This is a genomic window from Sphingobium sp. PNB, from assembly GCF_019873065.1.
In the GTDB taxonomy this organism is placed as follows: Bacteria; Pseudomonadota; Alphaproteobacteria; order Sphingomonadales; family Sphingomonadaceae; genus Sphingobium; species Sphingobium fuliginis.
The window spans coordinates 95448-111531 of sequence record NZ_JAINEZ010000004.1; the positions used below are offsets into that span (position 1 = coordinate 95448).

General features: G+C 65.7%; 14 protein-coding genes. 11 read left to right on the forward strand and 3 right to left on the reverse strand.

What is annotated here, in order from left to right:
- Window positions 1-53: 53 nt before the first annotated feature.
- A complete protein-coding gene (locus K7W03_RS02785) occupies window positions 54-1517 on the reverse strand; it encodes a PLP-dependent aminotransferase family protein (protein ID WP_044662856.1) in 1464 nt (487 codons plus the stop codon).
- 89 nt (window positions 1518-1606) lie between these two features.
- On the opposite strand from K7W03_RS02785, the gene K7W03_RS02790 reads away from it, so the two are divergent.
- Together K7W03_RS02790 and K7W03_RS02795 are read left to right on the forward strand one after the other, a co-directional pair.
- Window positions 1607-2209: a YczE/YyaS/YitT family protein gene (locus tag K7W03_RS02790; RefSeq protein ID WP_025549635.1), complete on the forward strand. Its 603-nt coding sequence runs from the start codon at window positions 1607-1609 to the stop codon at window positions 2207-2209.
- 120 nt (window positions 2210-2329) lie between these two features.
- Window positions 2330-2836 (forward strand): DUF1993 family protein, encoded by a 507-nt coding sequence (locus tag K7W03_RS02795; RefSeq protein ID WP_025549636.1) that lies wholly within the window; start codon window positions 2330-2332, stop codon window positions 2834-2836.
- Between the two features lie 154 nt (window positions 2837-2990).
- Here the strand turns inward: K7W03_RS02795 and K7W03_RS02800 are convergent, their stop codons facing one another.
- On the reverse strand, window positions 2991-3473 hold the full coding sequence (locus K7W03_RS02800; protein WP_061934371.1) for a hypothetical protein: 483 nt from the start codon (window positions 3471-3473) through the stop codon (window positions 2991-2993).
- 86 nt (window positions 3474-3559) lie between these two features.
- Here K7W03_RS02800 and gyrB point away from each other — a divergent pair, with 86 nt between their 5' ends.
- The 3 genes from gyrB to K7W03_RS28295 all read left to right on the forward strand — a co-directional run bounded on the left by gyrB (window position 3560) and on the right by K7W03_RS28295 (window position 7150).
- The gene (gene gyrB / locus K7W03_RS02805) at window positions 3560-6067 is read left to right on the forward strand and encodes a DNA topoisomerase (ATP-hydrolyzing) subunit B (protein WP_099185548.1); all 2508 of its coding nucleotides are present in this window, start codon (window positions 3560-3562) and stop codon (window positions 6065-6067) included.
- Between the two features lie 4 nt (window positions 6068-6071).
- Window positions 6072-6635 (forward strand): DNA-3-methyladenine glycosylase I, encoded by a 564-nt coding sequence (locus tag K7W03_RS02810; protein ID WP_140042760.1) that lies wholly within the window; start codon window positions 6072-6074, stop codon window positions 6633-6635.
- 221 nt (window positions 6636-6856) lie between these two features.
- Window positions 6857-7150, forward strand: a complete 294-nt coding sequence (locus K7W03_RS28295) for a hypothetical protein (RefSeq protein ID WP_413469297.1) — start codon at window positions 6857-6859, stop codon at window positions 7148-7150.
- A 328-nt stretch (window positions 7151-7478) separates the two neighbouring features.
- Here K7W03_RS28295 and K7W03_RS02820 read toward each other — a convergent pair whose 3' ends face one another.
- Window positions 7479-8210: a hypothetical protein gene (locus tag K7W03_RS02820; RefSeq protein ID WP_025551889.1), complete on the reverse strand. Its 732-nt coding sequence runs from the start codon at window positions 8208-8210 to the stop codon at window positions 7479-7481.
- Between the two features lie 229 nt (window positions 8211-8439).
- Between K7W03_RS02820 and K7W03_RS02825 the strand changes: the two genes are divergently transcribed.
- The 6 genes from K7W03_RS02825 (at window position 8440) to K7W03_RS02850 (ending at window position 15925) form a co-directional block, all read left to right on the forward strand.
- A complete protein-coding gene (locus K7W03_RS02825; protein WP_025160613.1) occupies window positions 8440-8889 on the forward strand; it encodes a DUF3576 domain-containing protein in 450 nt (149 codons plus the stop codon).
- 114 nt (window positions 8890-9003) lie between these two features.
- Complete coding sequence (gene leuS, locus K7W03_RS02830) at window positions 9004-11574, forward strand: leucine--tRNA ligase (RefSeq protein WP_222885501.1); 2571 nt, start codon at window positions 9004-9006, stop codon at window positions 11572-11574.
- A 99-nt stretch (window positions 11575-11673) separates the two neighbouring features.
- On the forward strand, window positions 11674-12168 hold the full coding sequence (gene lptE, locus K7W03_RS02835) for an LPS assembly lipoprotein LptE (RefSeq protein ID WP_222885502.1): 495 nt from the start codon (window positions 11674-11676) through the stop codon (window positions 12166-12168).
- Window positions 12165-13190 carry a DNA polymerase III subunit delta gene (gene holA, locus K7W03_RS02840; RefSeq protein WP_048577327.1) on the forward strand — a complete coding sequence of 342 codons (1026 nt, stop codon included), beginning with the start codon at window positions 12165-12167 and terminating at the stop codon, window positions 13188-13190. Before lptE ends, holA begins: the two co-directional genes overlap by 4 nt.
- A 98-nt stretch (window positions 13191-13288) precedes the next feature.
- Window positions 13289-13693 (forward strand): peptide-methionine (R)-S-oxide reductase MsrB, encoded by a 405-nt coding sequence (gene msrB, locus K7W03_RS02845; RefSeq protein ID WP_044662858.1) that lies wholly within the window; start codon window positions 13289-13291, stop codon window positions 13691-13693.
- A gap of 156 nt (window positions 13694-13849) precedes the next feature.
- On the forward strand, window positions 13850-15925 hold the full coding sequence (locus K7W03_RS02850) for a transglycosylase domain-containing protein (RefSeq protein ID WP_061934363.1): 2076 nt from the start codon (window positions 13850-13852) through the stop codon (window positions 15923-15925).
- The last annotated feature ends 159 nt before the right edge of the window (window positions 15926-16084 follow it).

Sequence of the window (16084 nt, forward strand, 5' to 3'; positions counted from 1 at the left end):
CTCCGCAGGAGCATGCCGCGCCGATGGCAGTTCATGACCATATCCGCCAGCGTTCAGATCAACCGATCCGCCTCCAACGCCGCCGCCAGGGAATCGCGGCCGCGAGGCATGCGGGCGTGAAGCCGCGCATCGGCTTCCGCCAACCGCTCGACGCCAGCGGTCAGTTGCTCCTCCGATAAGGTGAAGGGCAGGCGGAGGAAGCGCTCGAATGCCCCGCTCACGCCGAAGCGCGGCCCAGGCGCGACACGCACGCCATGACTCTCGGCAATGGCGGCCAGCGCCGTCGCCTCGCCGCGCGGCAGTTCCGCCCAGAGCGACAGGCCGCCGGCAGGGGATTCGGCACGCCAGTGCGGCAGGTGTCGTTCGATCAGCCCCAGCAGATGATCGCGACGCCCCCGCAGGATCGCCGCCCGCGGGCCAAGCCCTTCATCGCTATCGATCAGATGCGCGACGGCAAGCTGCTCCACCACCGGGCTCGCCATGTCCATCGTCGTGCGCAGCCGTCCCAGCGCCGCGACGGTCTGCGGATCGGCGCGAATCCAGCCGACGCGTAGCCCACCCCAGAAGATCTTGCTGGCCGAACCTAGGGTGATGACCTGCCGCCCGGAAGGATCATGCACCGCGACCGGCGGCGGCGGCATATTGTCTAGTCCCATCGCCGCCATGGTCTCGTCGATGATCAGCGGCATATGGCTGCGCGTCGCTGCGGCCACCAGCGCGCGGCGGGTGCCCGGGTCCATGCTGCGCCCCGTCGGATTGTGGAAATCCGCGATGATATAGGCGAAGCGCGGACTGGTCTGGCGGAAGGCCGCTTCCATCGCGTCGATGTCCCATCCCTGCGCGGGCAGGCCGACAGGCACCGGCACGACATGGGCGCGCTGCAAGGCCTGGATCGCATTGTGATAGGTGGGATGGTCGATCACCGCCCGGTCGCCCGGTCCCGCCAGCCAGTGGAGCAACAGCGAAAATCCCTGCTGCGCGCCGTTGGTGACGATGATCTGGTCCGGACTGGTGGGACATCCCCGCCGCTCATAATAGGCGGCGATCGCCCGGCGCAGCGGCGGCAGGCCCAAAGGGTCGTACCCCAGCTCGCCCAGAAAGGCGGGCAGGGCCTCCACCGCGACCTGATAGGCGCGGCCCACGCCCGGCGCGGCCGGCAATGCGGCATGGGTCCAGTTCAGGATATTGCCGCCGTCGATCATGTCGATTTCCGGCAGGGCCTGTTCCATCCGGCCGGGCGGCAGGCGGGTGACGCTGCCCGATCCCTGCCGGCTTTCCAGAAAGCCTTCGTCGCGCAGCCGGTCGAAGGCGGCGGCGATGGTCGTGCGGCTGAGGCCCAGCGCGGCGGCCAGTTCCCGTTCCCCGGGCAGGCGGACGTTCAGGCCGACGCGCCCATCCAGCACCAGCATCCGCAGCGCCTGCGCCAATTGGCGATAGGCGGGCTCCGCGCTGTCTTCGGCGCGCCAGGCGCCCAGCAGGCGAAGCAGGGAAGGCGGCCGCAACAGGGAAGTGGACATGACCATAGGTTCCAATCCGGAAAGGGAGGAGGCCACTTACCCAATAATGGCCATTTTGTAAAAGGCCATTTCGGGTGATTTCAACCGCCATGATGATGCACCGCCGCCTTTTCCAGCTTTTCTGGGGTCTTGGCCTTTATGGCTTCTCCATGGCCCTGATGCTGCGCGCCGATCTGGGGCTCGATCCCTGGGACGTGCTGCACCAGGGATTGGCGCCGCGCCTGGGTCTGAGTTTCGGCATGACGGTCAATCTGGTCGGGGCGATCGTGCTGTTGCTCTGGTGGCCGCTGCGTCAGCGGCCCGGTATCGGCACGGTCTGCAACATTGCGGTGATCGGCACGGCGGTGGACCTCAGCCTGATGATCCTGCCCACGCCGGAGGGCTATGCCATGCGCTTCGCCTGGTTGGCGGCGGGGATCGTCCTCAACGGCATTGCGGGTGGCGCCTATATCGGCGCGGGATTGGGCCCGGGCCCGCGCGACGGGTTGATGACGGGCTTCTGCCGCCGGACCGGATTGCCGGTCAAATGGGTCCGCACCGGTATCGAGATCGGCGTGCTGGCGGTCGGCTGGCTGCTGGGCGGCACGGTGGGCCTCGGCACCCTGCTCTATGCGGCGACGATCGGGTGGATCGTGCACCATGCCTTGCCCTTTTTCACCATTGTCCCGCGCGAACGCCCCGCGCTTGGCTGATCCGGTTGCCCCCTGACCGGCCGGCATGGAGTCCGCCGGCCGGTCCTTTTATTTCGCGCGGGTATCGACTGTAGCGATCCACGCCATATCTAGGCGCCTCACGATCATGAGGAGAGCCTGGTGGCGACCGACCTGTACGACCTGACCGTTCCCGTCTTCATCCGCGGGCTGCGCAACCTTTCCGCCATTCTGGAGAAGGGCGCCGCCCATGCGGAAGAAAAGGGCATCGATCCACTGACGCTGACGCAGGCGCGCCTGATCGGGGACATGGCTCCGCTCACCGGACAGGTGCAATATGCCAGCGACAGCGCCAAGGGGGCGGTGACACGCATCGGTGGGCTCGATCCGGTTGCCATGCCCGATACGGAGCAGAGCTTTGCCGACCTGCAAGAACGGATCGGCAAGACCATCGCCTTCCTGGAATCCGTGCCTCGCGAGCGGATCGACGGGCGGGAGGATGCGGAAGTGATCCTCAAGGGCCCTCGCGGCGAATTCCGCTTTACCGGACGCAGCCATGCGCTGGGCTTTGCGCTGCCCAATTTCTATTTTCATGTTTCGACCGCCTATGCGCTGCTGCGGCAGGCGGGGGTGCCGCTGAGCAAGATCGATTATCTGGGTGGGATTTAGCGACCGGGTGGCGACGGCCATCATAAGGCATTCCCCTCCCGCCTGCGGGAGGGGTTAGGCGCGGGCGCGAGCGCAGCCAGCCTCCAGCCTTGCCGTCAGCAAAACCACCGCCGATGTCGCGCCCGCCCGCTCCCGCCTGCGGGCGGCGCATCCCCTAACCCGCGATCAACCGGATGGCGGCGCTCGACACCCAGCCGCTGGGGCAGGGGCCGCCATAGGGCTGCTTGCGATCCACCGGTCCGGACACGCCGCAATCCACCGGGGCCGCGGCATTGTCGGCAGGAGGATCGGGGACCAGAACGACGCCCAGCCATTTCTGGTCGAGGCTGCGGGTGCAGACCCACGCGCGGCTGCCCTCCGCCATGCGGGCGACTTCCCCGGCGTCCGAAAAGGGCGCGGCCCGGACCGCCGCTCCTCCGGCGCCTACGCGCACCGCCTGGCCCATGGCGCCGCAGGCGTCGAGGCGCGGACCGTCCTCCCCAATGGTCACCGGGCGGACGAGGCGCGATTCCAGACGGGTTTCCGGCACCTCCTCCCGCGGTGCGCCGGCAAGCGAACTGTTGGGCAGTTCCTCCAGCACGTCGCTGCTCTTGGAGCAGGCGGCAAGCATCAGGACCAGGGTCAGGATCATGCGCATAGCCGCCTGATAGACCCTGCCCGGCGCGGGCGATAGCCGCCATGTTTCGCTTTAGTTTGCTGGCCCTTTTCCCTATATGCTCGGATATGAGCGAGGAAAGTCAGAACAACCCCAACAGCAATGCCTATGGCGCCGACAGCATCAAGGTCCTGAAAGGGCTGGATGCCGTGCGGAAGCGGCCCGGCATGTATATCGGCGACACCGACGACGGCTCGGGCCTGCACCATATGGTGTTCGAGGTCAGCGACAATGCCATAGACGAGGCGCTGGCCGGCCATTGCGACCGCATCCTGATCACGCTCAATCCCGACGGATCGGTCAGCGTGGAGGATAATGGCCGGGGCATCCCCACCGACATCCACAAGGAAGAGGGCGTCTCAGCGGCCGAGGTCATCATGACCCAGCTCCACGCGGGCGGCAAGTTCGAGAACACGTCGGACGACAACGCCTATAAGGTGTCGGGCGGCCTGCACGGCGTGGGCGTCAGCGTGGTGAACGCGCTCAGCGAATATCTCGACCTCAACATCTGGCGCGACGGCAAGGAGCATTATATGCGCTTTGCCTATGGCGACGCGGTGGCGCCGCTCAGGGTGATCGGGGACGCGCCCGCGGGCAAGAAAGGGACGAAGGTCACTTTCCTCCCCTCGACCGAGAAAGTGCCCGGCGACGGCGGCACGTTCAAGAACCACACCGAATTCGATTTCGAGAAGCTGGAGCATCGCTATCGCGAACTCGCCTTCCTCAATTCCGGCGTGCGGCTGTTCCTGATCGATGCGCGGCATGAGGAGAAGAAGGAGATCGAACTGTTCTACGAGGGCGGCATCGCGGCCTTCGTGAAGTGGCTGGACCGCAACAAGCAGCCGCTGATGCCCGATCCGATCGCGATTTCGGGCAGCCGCGACGATGTCACCATCGACGTCGCGCTGGAATGGAACGACAGCTATTATGAAAATGTCCTCTGTTTCACGAACAACATCCCGCAACGGGACGGCGGCACCCACCTTGCCGCCTTCCGCGCTGCGCTGACCCGGACGCTCAACAATTATGCGGACAAGTCCGGCCTGTTGAAGAAGGAAAAGGTCTCGCTGACCGGCGAGGATATGCGCGAAGGCCTGACCGCCATCGTGTCGGTCAAGCTGCCCGATCCCAAATTCTCCTCGCAGACCAAGGACAAGCTGGTTTCGTCCGAAGTGCGTCAGCCGCTGGAAAGCCTGATGGCCGACAAGATGGCGGAATGGCTGGAGGAAAATCCCCAGCATGGCCGCATGATCGTGCAGAAGGTGATCGACGCCGCCGCCGCCCGCGAAGCCGCGAAGAAGGCGCGCGAACTCACCCGGCGCAAGGGGGTGATGGACATCGCCTCGCTGCCCGGCAAGCTGGCCGACTGTCAGGAACGCGATCCCGCCAAATCCGAACTCTTCCTGGTGGAGGGTGACTCGGCCGGCGGTTCGGCCAAGCAGGGGCGCAACCGGCACAATCAGGCGATCCTGCCGCTGAAGGGCAAGATTTTGAACGTCGAGCGCGCCCGTTTCGACCGGATGCTGTCGTCCAAGGAAGTCGGCACGCTGATCCAGGCGATGGGCACCGGCATCCGCGACGATTTCAACCTGGAAAAGCTGCGCTACCACAAGATCGTCATCATGACCGACGCCGACGTCGACGGCGCGCATATCCGCACGCTGCTGCTGACCTTCTTCTACCGCCAGATGCCGCAGATCATCGAGGCGGGGCATCTCTTTATCGCCCAGCCGCCGCTCTACAAGGCGACGCGCGGCCGGTCGGAGGTGTATCTCAAGAACGAAGCCGCGCTGGAGCAGTATCTGGTCGACAATGGCGTCGAATCCATGGCGCTGGAAACGACCGGCGGCATGCGGTCTGGCGAAGACCTGCGCCACTTGATCGAGCATGGCCGGCGGATGCGGGCGGTGATGCGCTATGTGCCGCGCCGCTACAATCCCGCGATCATCGAAGCGCTGGCGATCAACGGCGCGCTCGATCCGGAACTCAGCCATGACGCGCAGGCCGAACGGTTGACGAACACCGTCCGCTGGATGGATGCGCAGGACGAAGAGGGCAGGTGGACCGGCCGGATCGCGGAGGAGGGCGGCTTCCATTTCGAGCGGCTGTGGCGCGGCGTCACCGACCATCACATGATCGAGGCGGGCTTCATCGGGTCGGCCGAAGCGCGCAAGCTGCACGCCATCGCAACCGAGGAGGCGGACAGCTATCGCACCGCCAGCCGTCTGGTCACGGCCAAGGCGGCCGCCGCCGCCGAGGAGGCGGGGGATGACGATCTGCCGGTCGCGACCAAGGGTTCGACGGCGGTCACGCGGCCCAGCGAATTGCTGGAGGCGATCCTCGCTGCCGGGCGTAAGGGGCTGGCGATCCAGCGGTACAAGGGCCTTGGCGAGATGAATGCGGAACAGCTTTGGGAAACCACGCTGGACCCCGATAATCGCTCCATGCTGCGGGTGGAGGTCGAGCAGGCGGACGTTGCCGACGAGATTTTCACGCGGCTGATGGGCGATGTGGTCGAACCGCGGCGCGAGTTCATCCAGGACAATGCGCTGAACGTCGCCAATCTGGACGTCTGATCCGATGGAGCGGGTCCGTTGCGGTTGGGCTGGATCGGACCCGCTTTATTGCGCCTATCATGACAGCGAATGGGGCGTTCCGGAACGCGATCCGCGGATGCTCTGGGAAACGCTGATGCTGGAGGGCTTTCAGGCGGGCCTCAGCTGGATCACCATATTGCGCAAGCGGGAGACGTTCCGCGCCGCCTTTGCGGGGTTCGATCCGGACAAGGTTGCGCGCTTCGGCGGGGCCGATGTCGAACGTTTGATGGGCGACCCCGGCATCATCCGGGCGCGGGCGAAGATCGAAGCGACGATCGGGGGCGCGCGGATTTTCTGCGATATGCGGGAACGGGGCGAGGATTTCTCCGCCTATGTCTGGAATTTCGTCGGGGGCGAGCCGATCCGGAACGATGGCCTGACCTTCCCGGCCAGAACCGACCTTTCGGAAGAGATTTCCCGGGATCTCAAGAAGCGCGGCTTCAAATTTGTGGGCCCCACCATCGTCTATGCATGGATGCAGGCGATCGGGATGGTGAACGATCATGCGTTGGATTGCTTCCGGCGGGATGAGGTCGGCAAGGCGTGAGACGATTCCTGCCGCTGGTCCTGTGTGCGCTGGCGGGGTGTGGCGGCGACGAAATGCCCACGGCCAACGGCGCGCAGCCTCACGCCTCCGCACCGATCGGGACGCCGGACCCAGCGCCAGGCCAAGGCCCTGAAAATATTTCCAAACTGGTTCCACGTGGAACAGAGGCACGTGGGACGAAGGAGAGCCCGCCGGTCAGCTCTCCCGGCGTTAAGCATGCTGTGGACGATGGTTATCGGGCGATCGGGACCGAGCCTTTCTGGGCCGTGACGGTAAAGGGATCGACCGCCGTGCTGGAGCGCCCGGACAGGGCGCCCGTCCGCTACGCCATATCCCGGAACGACGACCGGCGGGCTGTCCGTTTCCTCGGCGAGGGCTTTTCAATGACCGTAACCGAAGGGCCGTGCAGCGACGGCATGAGCGATGCGGTCTGGTCCGACCGCGTGGCGGTGGCCTTTGGCGAGGGAACGCTGAACGGCTGCGGCGGCTTGCGGGACGATCAAGGCGAACCGTAGAGCCAATCGACATTCAGAAGATGACGAGCCGAGCCGAAGGCCACCGAAGGTAAAATGGTGTTTTTCCGTGACCCGGAGCGCAGCCTACTCAAAGTAGGTGAGCACCGGAAGCACGGAAAAGCGCCATTTGCAGGCCGTCAGGGCTGAATGTCGATTGGCTCTAAAGCCCCCGGTTGCCGGGCGACACAGGGCGCTCAGGTCTTTCTGCCGGATGGAAGCGGGACATGCTCCCGCCCCGGACCATGGTTCGGCCTGGACAGGACCAACGCTGGACAAGACAGAAGCCGAGGCAGGCATGATGCCGCTCAACCTCGCCCCTCAAGCCGTTTTAGAATTTGAAGATCGTGCCCAGATAGACGGCCTGCGCATCCTGCCGGTCGTCGGTCATCGGCGTCAGGCGTCCGGCAAAGCTGTTATTATAGCGAATGCCCGCGGTGACGTTCAGATTGCGCGTCAGCGAATAGGAACTGGCTAGATCCAGCGAATAATCCTTGTCCGCGCTGGGGTTGCGGATCGTCGCGGCCGGCTCGCGGCGGCTCTCGATCAGCACCTTGGTGCTGAAACGGTCCTTGCGGCCCTGATCCAGCGAGAAATTCCTGGCCCCCGCCATCGGCTCGACGGCGACCGGGTCCAGTTCCTTGCGGCCCACCGCTTCGGGCAGGGCGAACTTGCGCCAGTTATGCGCGCTGTTCAGGCTGAAGGCGACGGGCGCGATGCTCACCGGGTCCAGCGTCCGGCTGATCGCGACGCGATCGTTCAGGTCGGCGGCGCGCACCATGACGGTGACCGAGCGCTGACCGCTCAGCGACCCGCTGGTCGGGGTGAAGCGGAAATTCTGGCGACTCGCGGACGCGGCGATCTTCGCATAGGCCGCCGCCAGGCGCGGGTCCTTGGTCGTCGGCGTGAAGGAGGAGATGCTGCCCAGCGCACCCAGCGAAACCGGCGTTTCGGCACGCATGCGGACAAGGTCGGTGGCCGCCCCGATGGCAGGGGACAGCATGAAGCCGGCCACGGCGACCGCCGAGCCTGCCAACGCTATATGTCCCCTTTTCAGGCGCATGTTCCGAATCTCTTCCCCGCCGACTACTTTTCTATGGTCCTTCATATACGCAAGGCTCTGGAATTGGTAGAGCGCCACCGGTTTTTTGTCGGAGCTGTTGCACGGAACACACAGGACTCGCCCCGGTTGCACGGTGGGTCGTCGTCGCGCCGTCCCGGAGTCCCCCTTGCCCATTGCCGCCGGTCCTCTATAGAAGCGGGGCGTTTACTCGTTTGATGGGACAATAATGATGGTCCGCCGCCTTTCTTCGCGCCTTTCCGCCGGTCTGCTGCTGGCTGCACTTCTGCCGCTCGCCGCCTGCGGGGGCGGCGCCAAGGACCGCCCGAAGGCGGATCTCGCCGCATCGAAGGTGACGACCATTGGCGTCAACGCCTATCTGTGGCGCGCCAGCCTCGACACCCTGTCCTTCATGCCCATGGTCCAGACGGATTCGAACGGCGGCGTGATCGTCACCGACTGGTACGCCAATCCGAACAGCCCCAATGAGCGGATGAAGCTGACCGTATCGATCCTCGACCAGGATCTGCGCGCCGATGCGCTGCGCGTCGCCGCCAGCCGCCAGGTCAGCCAGGGCGGCCAGTGGGTCGACGTGCCGGTGCAGGCCGCGACCGTGCAGAAGCTGGAAGAGATCATCCTGACCAAGGCCCGCGACCTGCGCCGCATGGCGATTGCGGGCTGATCGCGGCGTCGATTTCCGTTCGCCCTGAGCTTGTCGAAGGGCCATATGTTCTTGAAGAGAAGTGCAGGGCTTCGACAGGCTCGGCCCGAACGGCACTTGAGTTAAGGATTATCCATGCAAAGGCGCTTCAACCCGCTTGAGGCCGATGCCCGCTGGCAGGCCGTCTGGGACGAGAAGCAGACGTTCAAGGCGTCCGACAGCAGCGACAAGCCGCGCAGCTATGTGCTGGAGATGTTTCCCTATCCCTCCGGGCGCATCCATATCGGCCATGTCCGCAACTATTCGATGGGCGACGTGCTGGCGCGCTTCCGCCGGATGACCGGGCATGAGGTGCTGCACCCGATGGGCTGGGACGCATTCGGCATGCCCGCCGAAAACGCCGCGATGGAGAAGAAGGTGCATCCCGGCGCCTGGACCCGCTCCAACATCGCGACGATGCGCGCGCAACTCAAGAAGCTGGGCTTCGCGCTGGACTGGAGCCGGGAACTGGCGACCTGCGAGCCGGACTATTACGGCCATGAACAGGCGCTGTTCCTGGACATGCTGGAAGCGGGCCTGGTCTATCGCAAGGAATCGGCGGTCAACTGGGACCCGGTCGACATGACCGTGCTGGCGAACGAGCAGGTGATCGACGGCAGGGGCTGGCGATCCGGCGCGCCGGTCGAAAAGCGCAAGCTGTCCCAGTGGTTCCTCAAGATCACCCAGTTCGCGGACGATCTGCTGGCGGGCCTGAAGACGCTCGACCAGTGGCCGGACAAGGTGAAGCTGATGCAGGAAAACTGGATCGGCAAGTCGGTCGGCCTGCAATTCCGCTTCAGGCTGGACGCGCCGGTCGGCGGGATCGGTGAGCTGGAGGTCTTCTCCACCCGCCCCGACACGATTTTCGGCGCCAGCTTCGCGGCCGTCGCCGCCGATCATCCGATTGCGCTGGCCTTGGCGGAAAAGGATGCGGCGCTCGCCGCCTTCGCGGAGGAATGCCGCCAGACCGGCACCGCCGCCGCCGAGATCGAGACCCAGGAAAAGAAGGGCTATGACACCGGCCGGTCGGTGATCCACCCCTTCACCGGTCGCAAGCTGCCCTTGTTCGTCGCGAACTTCGTGCTGATGGACTATGGCACCGGCGCCGTCATGGCGGTTCCGGGCCATGACCAGCGCGACCTCGACTTCGCGCGCAAATATATGCTGCCGGTCGAGCGCGTCGTCGCCGCCGAAGGCGACGAAGCCAAGGGCATTGGCGACGAGGCCTATGTCGGCCCCGGCAGGCTGGTGAATTCCGACTTCCTCAATGGCCTGGGCGTCGAGGAGGCGAAGGCGCAAGTCATCCGCCGCGCCGAAGAGGGCGGCTGGGGCACCGGCACCACCGTCTTCCGCCTGCGCGACTGGGGCGTCTCGCGCCAGCGCTATTGGGGCACGCCGATCCCCGTCATCCATTGCGAGGATTGCGGCCCCGTGGGCGTGCCCAAGGACCAGCTTCCCGTGGTCCTGCCCGAAGACGTCAGCTTCGACATTCCCGGCAATCCGCTGGACCGGCATCCGACCTGGAAGCATGTCGACTGCCCGAAATGCGGCAAGGCGGCGCGGCGCGAGACCGACACGCTGGACACCTTCGCGGATTCCAGCTGGTATTTCATCCGCTTCGCCAGCCAGCCCAAGGACAGGCCGTTCGACCGGGAAACCGTCGAGAAATGGCTGCCGGTCGGCCAATATATCGGCGGCGTGGAACATGCGATCCTGCACCTGCTCTACGCCCGTTTCTGGACCCGCGCGCTCCGGCATATGGGCCAGATCGGCTTTGCCGAACCGTTCACCGGCCTCTTCACCCAGGGCATGGTGACGCATGAGACCTACAAGGCGGCTGTCCCTCTCCCGGTTCCTGCCGACTATGATGGCTCGCAGCCGGAAATGCATGCTGCAGAGGTTTGGGTTTCGCCCGGTGAGGTCGAACGCCGGGATGGCAAATGCTTCCTTGTCGGGACCGATAGTGAAGTCACCGTCGGCCGCGTCGAGAAAATGTCCAAGTCCAAGAAGAATGTCGTCGATCCGGACGACATCATCGCCCAATATGGCGCGGACGCGGTGCGCTGGTTCATGCTGTCCGACAGCCCGCCGGAGCGCGACCTGCCCTGGACAGAGGCGGGCATCGAAGGCTCCTGGCGCTTCGTCAACCGCCTGTGGCGGCTGTTCGGGGAAGCCGACAAGGCGGCAGAGGGGCAGGACAAGACGCTCGACCGCAAGCTGCACCAGACCATCGACGGCGTGGCGAAGGACATTGAGGCGCTGTCCTTCAACAAGGCGGTGGCGAAGATCTACGAACTCACCAATGCAGTCGAAAAGGCCAAGCCCTCGGCCAGCCGCAGCGGGGCGATCCGGGCGCTGGCTTTGCTGGTCGCGCCAATGACCCCCCATCTGGCCGAAGAGGCATGGGCCGACATGGGTGAGGAAGGTCTGATCGCGGACGCGGCCTGGCCGGCGGTCGATCCGGCATTACTGGTCGAGGATGAAGTCACCATCGCCTGCCAGGTGATGGGCAAGCTGCGCGACACCATCACCGTTCCCAAGGGCACTTCCAGGGACGAGCTGGAACGTCTGGCGCTCGCCGCGCCCAATGTGGTGCGGACGCTGGACGGCGCGACGCCCAGGAAGGTGATCGTGGTGCCGGATCGTCTGGTGAATTTGGTTATCTGACAACATCCGTTCGGGCTGAGCCTGTCGAAGCCCTTTACTTCTCTTTGGGGAAGAACGGCCCTTCGACAAGCTCAGGGCGAACGGTTAAGGGTAGGTCTTATGAAGCTCTGGCCATTGCTCTTCGTCGCCCTGTCCCTCTCCGCCTGCGGCCTGCGCCCGGTCTATGGCGGGGGCAGCCACGGCCCGGTCGCGCAGGCGCTGGGCAATGTCGAGGTGCAGCCGATAGAGGGCAAGGGCGGCTGGCTGGTGCGTAATGCGCTGAACGACCGGCTGGCGGCGATGAGCGGCACCGGACCCGGATACAAGCTGGTGGTGAAGCTGGACGACAATATCAGCGGCTTCGGTCTGCGCTCCGACGCCGCCGTCACGCGCGAGCGGCGGACCCTGCGGGCGCGCTATCAGCTTATCGACGGCGCAACCGGCGCGCAGATTCTGGACGATACCGCCGGATCGGACGTCGGCATCGACGTGGTCTCCAGCGAATATGCGACCATCGCGGCGGAAGACACCGCCCTGGAACGCCTGTCGCAGACCATTGCCGACCAGATCGTCGCGCGGCTCGCCCGTTTCGCGGCGCGGGACAAATCCCGTTGAAGGCCAATCGCGGCCAGATCGAAAAGGCGCTCGACGCGCCGCCTGCCGACTGCCGCTTCTTCCTGCTCTACGGACCCGACGAAGCGGGCAGCACGGCGCTCGCCAAGCGGCTGGAGCGCGCCATGGGGCCGGAAGCAGAGCGGGTCGACCTGGACGGACCGACGCTGCGCGACGATCCGGCGCGGCTGGCGGATGAAGCGGCGTCCTTCTCCATGTTCGGGGACAAGCGCTGGATTCGCGTCACCGGCATGGGGGAGGAATCGCTGCCCGCCCTCAACGCCCTGCTGGAGGCGGAGGCGGCGGGCAATCCCGTCATCGCCATAGCGGGCGCGCTCAAGGGCACGTCGAAGCTGCTCAAGCTCGCGCTCGACCACAAGCAGACCATGGCCTTCATATCCTACCAGCCCGACGCGCGGGAGGCGGAGCAGATCGCCATCGCCATCGCGCGGGAAGGGGGACTGCGCCTTTCGCCCGAACTGGGCCGCCGCATCGCCGATCTTGCCAATGGCGACCGCACGCTGATGGCCGGGGAGGTGGAGAAGCTGATCCTCTATCTCGACGCGGCGCCGGACCGCCCGCGCGAAGCGACGGAGGAGGCGCTGGACGCCCTTTCCGCCGACAATCCCGACAGCGACGCCGCGCCGCTGGTGAATGCCGTGCTGGGCGGCGACCTGCGCGGCATGCACCGGGAACTGGGGCGGCTGGCGGAGGCGGGAACGGCGATGGCGGCGGTGCTGCGCCCGCTGCTGGCCCGCGCCATGCTGCTCGCCAATATCCGCACCGATTTCGATGACAGCGGCCGGCTGGAAGGCGCGGTCGAGGCGGCGGGCAAGCAGGTCTTCTGGAAGGAAAAGGGCATCGTCACCCGGCAGGTCCGCATCTGGGACGCGCCCGGCATCGCCCGCGTCATCCACAGGCTCGCCCAGGCGGAGCGCGCCAGCCGGTCGGGCAGGGGGCTGGGCGACCTGATGGTCCGGCACGAACTGCTCGCCATCGCCCGCCAGGCGGCGCGGGAGCGATAGAGGTTTCTCCCGGGCGCTGCCGCCGGCCGCGGGAGCGCCGTTACCCGGATCATGCTAACCGCTTGATCGCACGCCCGCCCACCGCCATATTGCCGGGCATGGACAAGCTCAACCTGACCGACGCCGAATGGCGCGAGCGCCTTTCCCCCGAACAATATCATATTCTGCGGGAGGGCGGCACGGAACGGGCCTTCACCGGCAAATATAACAGCAACAAGGCCGATGGCCGTTATTTCTGCGCGGGCTGCGGCGCCGAACTGTTCGATGCGGACGAAAAATATGACAGCGGATCGGGCTGGCCCAGCTTCACCGCGCCGGTCGACATCGATGCGGTCGACGAAATCCGCGACACCAGCCATGGCATGATCCGCACCGAAGTCCGCTGTTCGAATTGCGGCGGGCATCTGGGCCATGTCTTCCCCGACGGTCCGGGCGTCAACGGCCTGCGCTATTGCATGAACAGCGCGTCGCTCGATTTCAAGCCGCGCGACGAAGGCGAATGATCGTTCATCGCCGGTAAAGCGTCGCTTCCCTTGAGGATGACGGGCGATTTCGGCAGAGGCGAAATCGCGCATAACGGAGAAATTCCGGCTTTTTTGCGCGGCCTGCACGGCTTTTCCACTGGCCGCCTTTTCGTTTAGCGCATATCCGGGCGAACCATGGCACGATCAGGCAAGAGCAGCGAACCGCGGGGCAAAGTGAAGACATGGCTGGTGCGGGGCCTGAAGATCGGCCTCGTCGGCGGCCTCAGCGCGCTTGTCGCGATCGTCGTGGCGGTGGTGATCGCCTATCAGTCTCTGCCCGACTATGAATCGCTGAAATCCTCGCCCAACGGCCAGATGATCCGCGTCCATGCCGCCGACGGCAGCGTCATCGTGTCGCTGGGCCCCAGCTTCGGCCGCTGGCTGAGCTACGACCAGATTCCGACCGTGATGGTCGATGCGATGGTTTCGACCGAGGACAAGCGTTACTATCTGCACCCCGGCGTCGATCCCATCGGCATGGCGCGCGCCGCCTGGGTGGCGCTGGAGCGGCGCGGCAGCGGCCGCCGCTGGCAGGGCGCGTCCACCATCACCCAGCAGGTGACGCGCAACATCTTCCTCAACAACAGCTACAGCTGGGGCCGCAAGGTGCGCGAAATGGTGCTGGCCCTCGCGCTGGAGCGCAAATTCTCCAAGCGGCAGATCCTGGAGCTTTATCTCAACAAGGTCTATTTCGGCGGCGGCGCCTATGGCATCGACGCGGCCAGCCGCAAATTCTTCGGCCACCCGGCCACCAGCCTGGACCTGCCCGAAGCGGCGATCGTCGCCGGCCTGGTGAAGGCGCCCTCCAGCTATTCCCCGACCGCCGACGCCGATGCCGCCATCGGCCGCGCGGGCGTGGTGCTGGAACTGATGGAGGAAAATGGCAAGATCAGCGCGGCGGAACGCGCCTCGGCCGGTCTCCAGAATGTAAGGATGGCGCCCGAACCGCCGCAGAACAGCGTCCGCTACTTCACCGACTGGGCGCTGCCGCAGCTCGACACGCTGATCGATGAGCCCAATGAGCCGCTGGAGGTCTACACCACCATCGACCTCAACATGCAGAAGGCGGCCACCGCGGCGATCCAGGCCAATGTGCCCAGCGGCACGCAGGGCGCGCTGGTTTCGCTCGACCGCGACGGCGCGGTGCGGGCGATGGTCGGCGGGCTGGACTATGTGAGCTCCAACTATAATCGCGCGACGACCGCGACGCGGCAGCCGGGTTCCGCCTGGAAGATCTTCGTCTACATGGCGGCGCTGGAGGCGGGCTATACGCCCGACACCGGCGTCACCGACAGTCCGGTCGACATCAACGGGTGGAAGCCGCGCAACAGCAATGGCCGCTTTTCCGGCGACATCGATATCCGCACCGCCTTCGCCTATTCGGTCAACACCGTGGCGGCGAAGCTGGGCGTGGAGGTCGGCTTCCCCACCGTGGCGGACATGGCGCGCCGCTTCGGCATCACCACGCCGATCAACACCCATCCCTCAATGGTGCTGGGCACGTCCGACGTGCGCCTGATCGACATGACGCGCGCCTTCGCCTCCATCGCGCGCAAGGGCGTGGCCGTGACTCCCTATGGCATCACCCGGGTGACGACCGCCGAAGGCCGCCTGCTCTACGAACATCAGGACGACACCAGCCGGGTGCTGGTCGCCCCCTGGGTCGCGGCGGGGATGACCGACCTGATGCAGACCGCCGTCAGCACCGGCACCGGCAGAGCCGCGCAGATCGGCCGCCCCGTCGCCGGCAAGACCGGCACCACCAGCAGCAACAAGGACGGCTGGTTCCTGGGCTTTTCCAGCGGCATCACCACCGGCGTCTGGATGGGCCGCGACGACGCCCGCGCCGTGGGCGTCCTCCAGGGCGGCCGGGCGCCGGCCCATGCCTTTGCCGACTATATGAAGGTCGCCGTCGCGAAACGCCCGGTCGAACAGTTCGAAACGCAGGTGACGCTGCCCGAATGGCAGCTCGAACCGGATGAGGAGGCCTATTATGGCCAGCCCGACAGCGGCACGGACAGCGGCATGATGGTCGATGAAAACGGCCTTCCCATAGAACGGGCGCAGCAGCCGCCGGAGGATGAGGAACAGCCGGACGATAGCGGGCAGGCGGCGCCCAATCCCGCCGACCGGCCGCAGCCGCCGCGTCTGGACCAGCAATGGATCGACAATGTGCTGGGCCGCAATCGGCAGCAGCCGGCGCCACATTAGGGCATGGTGCGGAAAGTCTCGCCCTGAGCCCGTCGAAGGGACCAACCGGTTTTCCGCTTAGACCATGCCTAGAGCGTTTTCCAAGCAGATTAAATCATCTGCTGACCCGGAAAACACGACAAAACAAAAACTTAGAGCAGTCGAGCCGATGCAATCGGA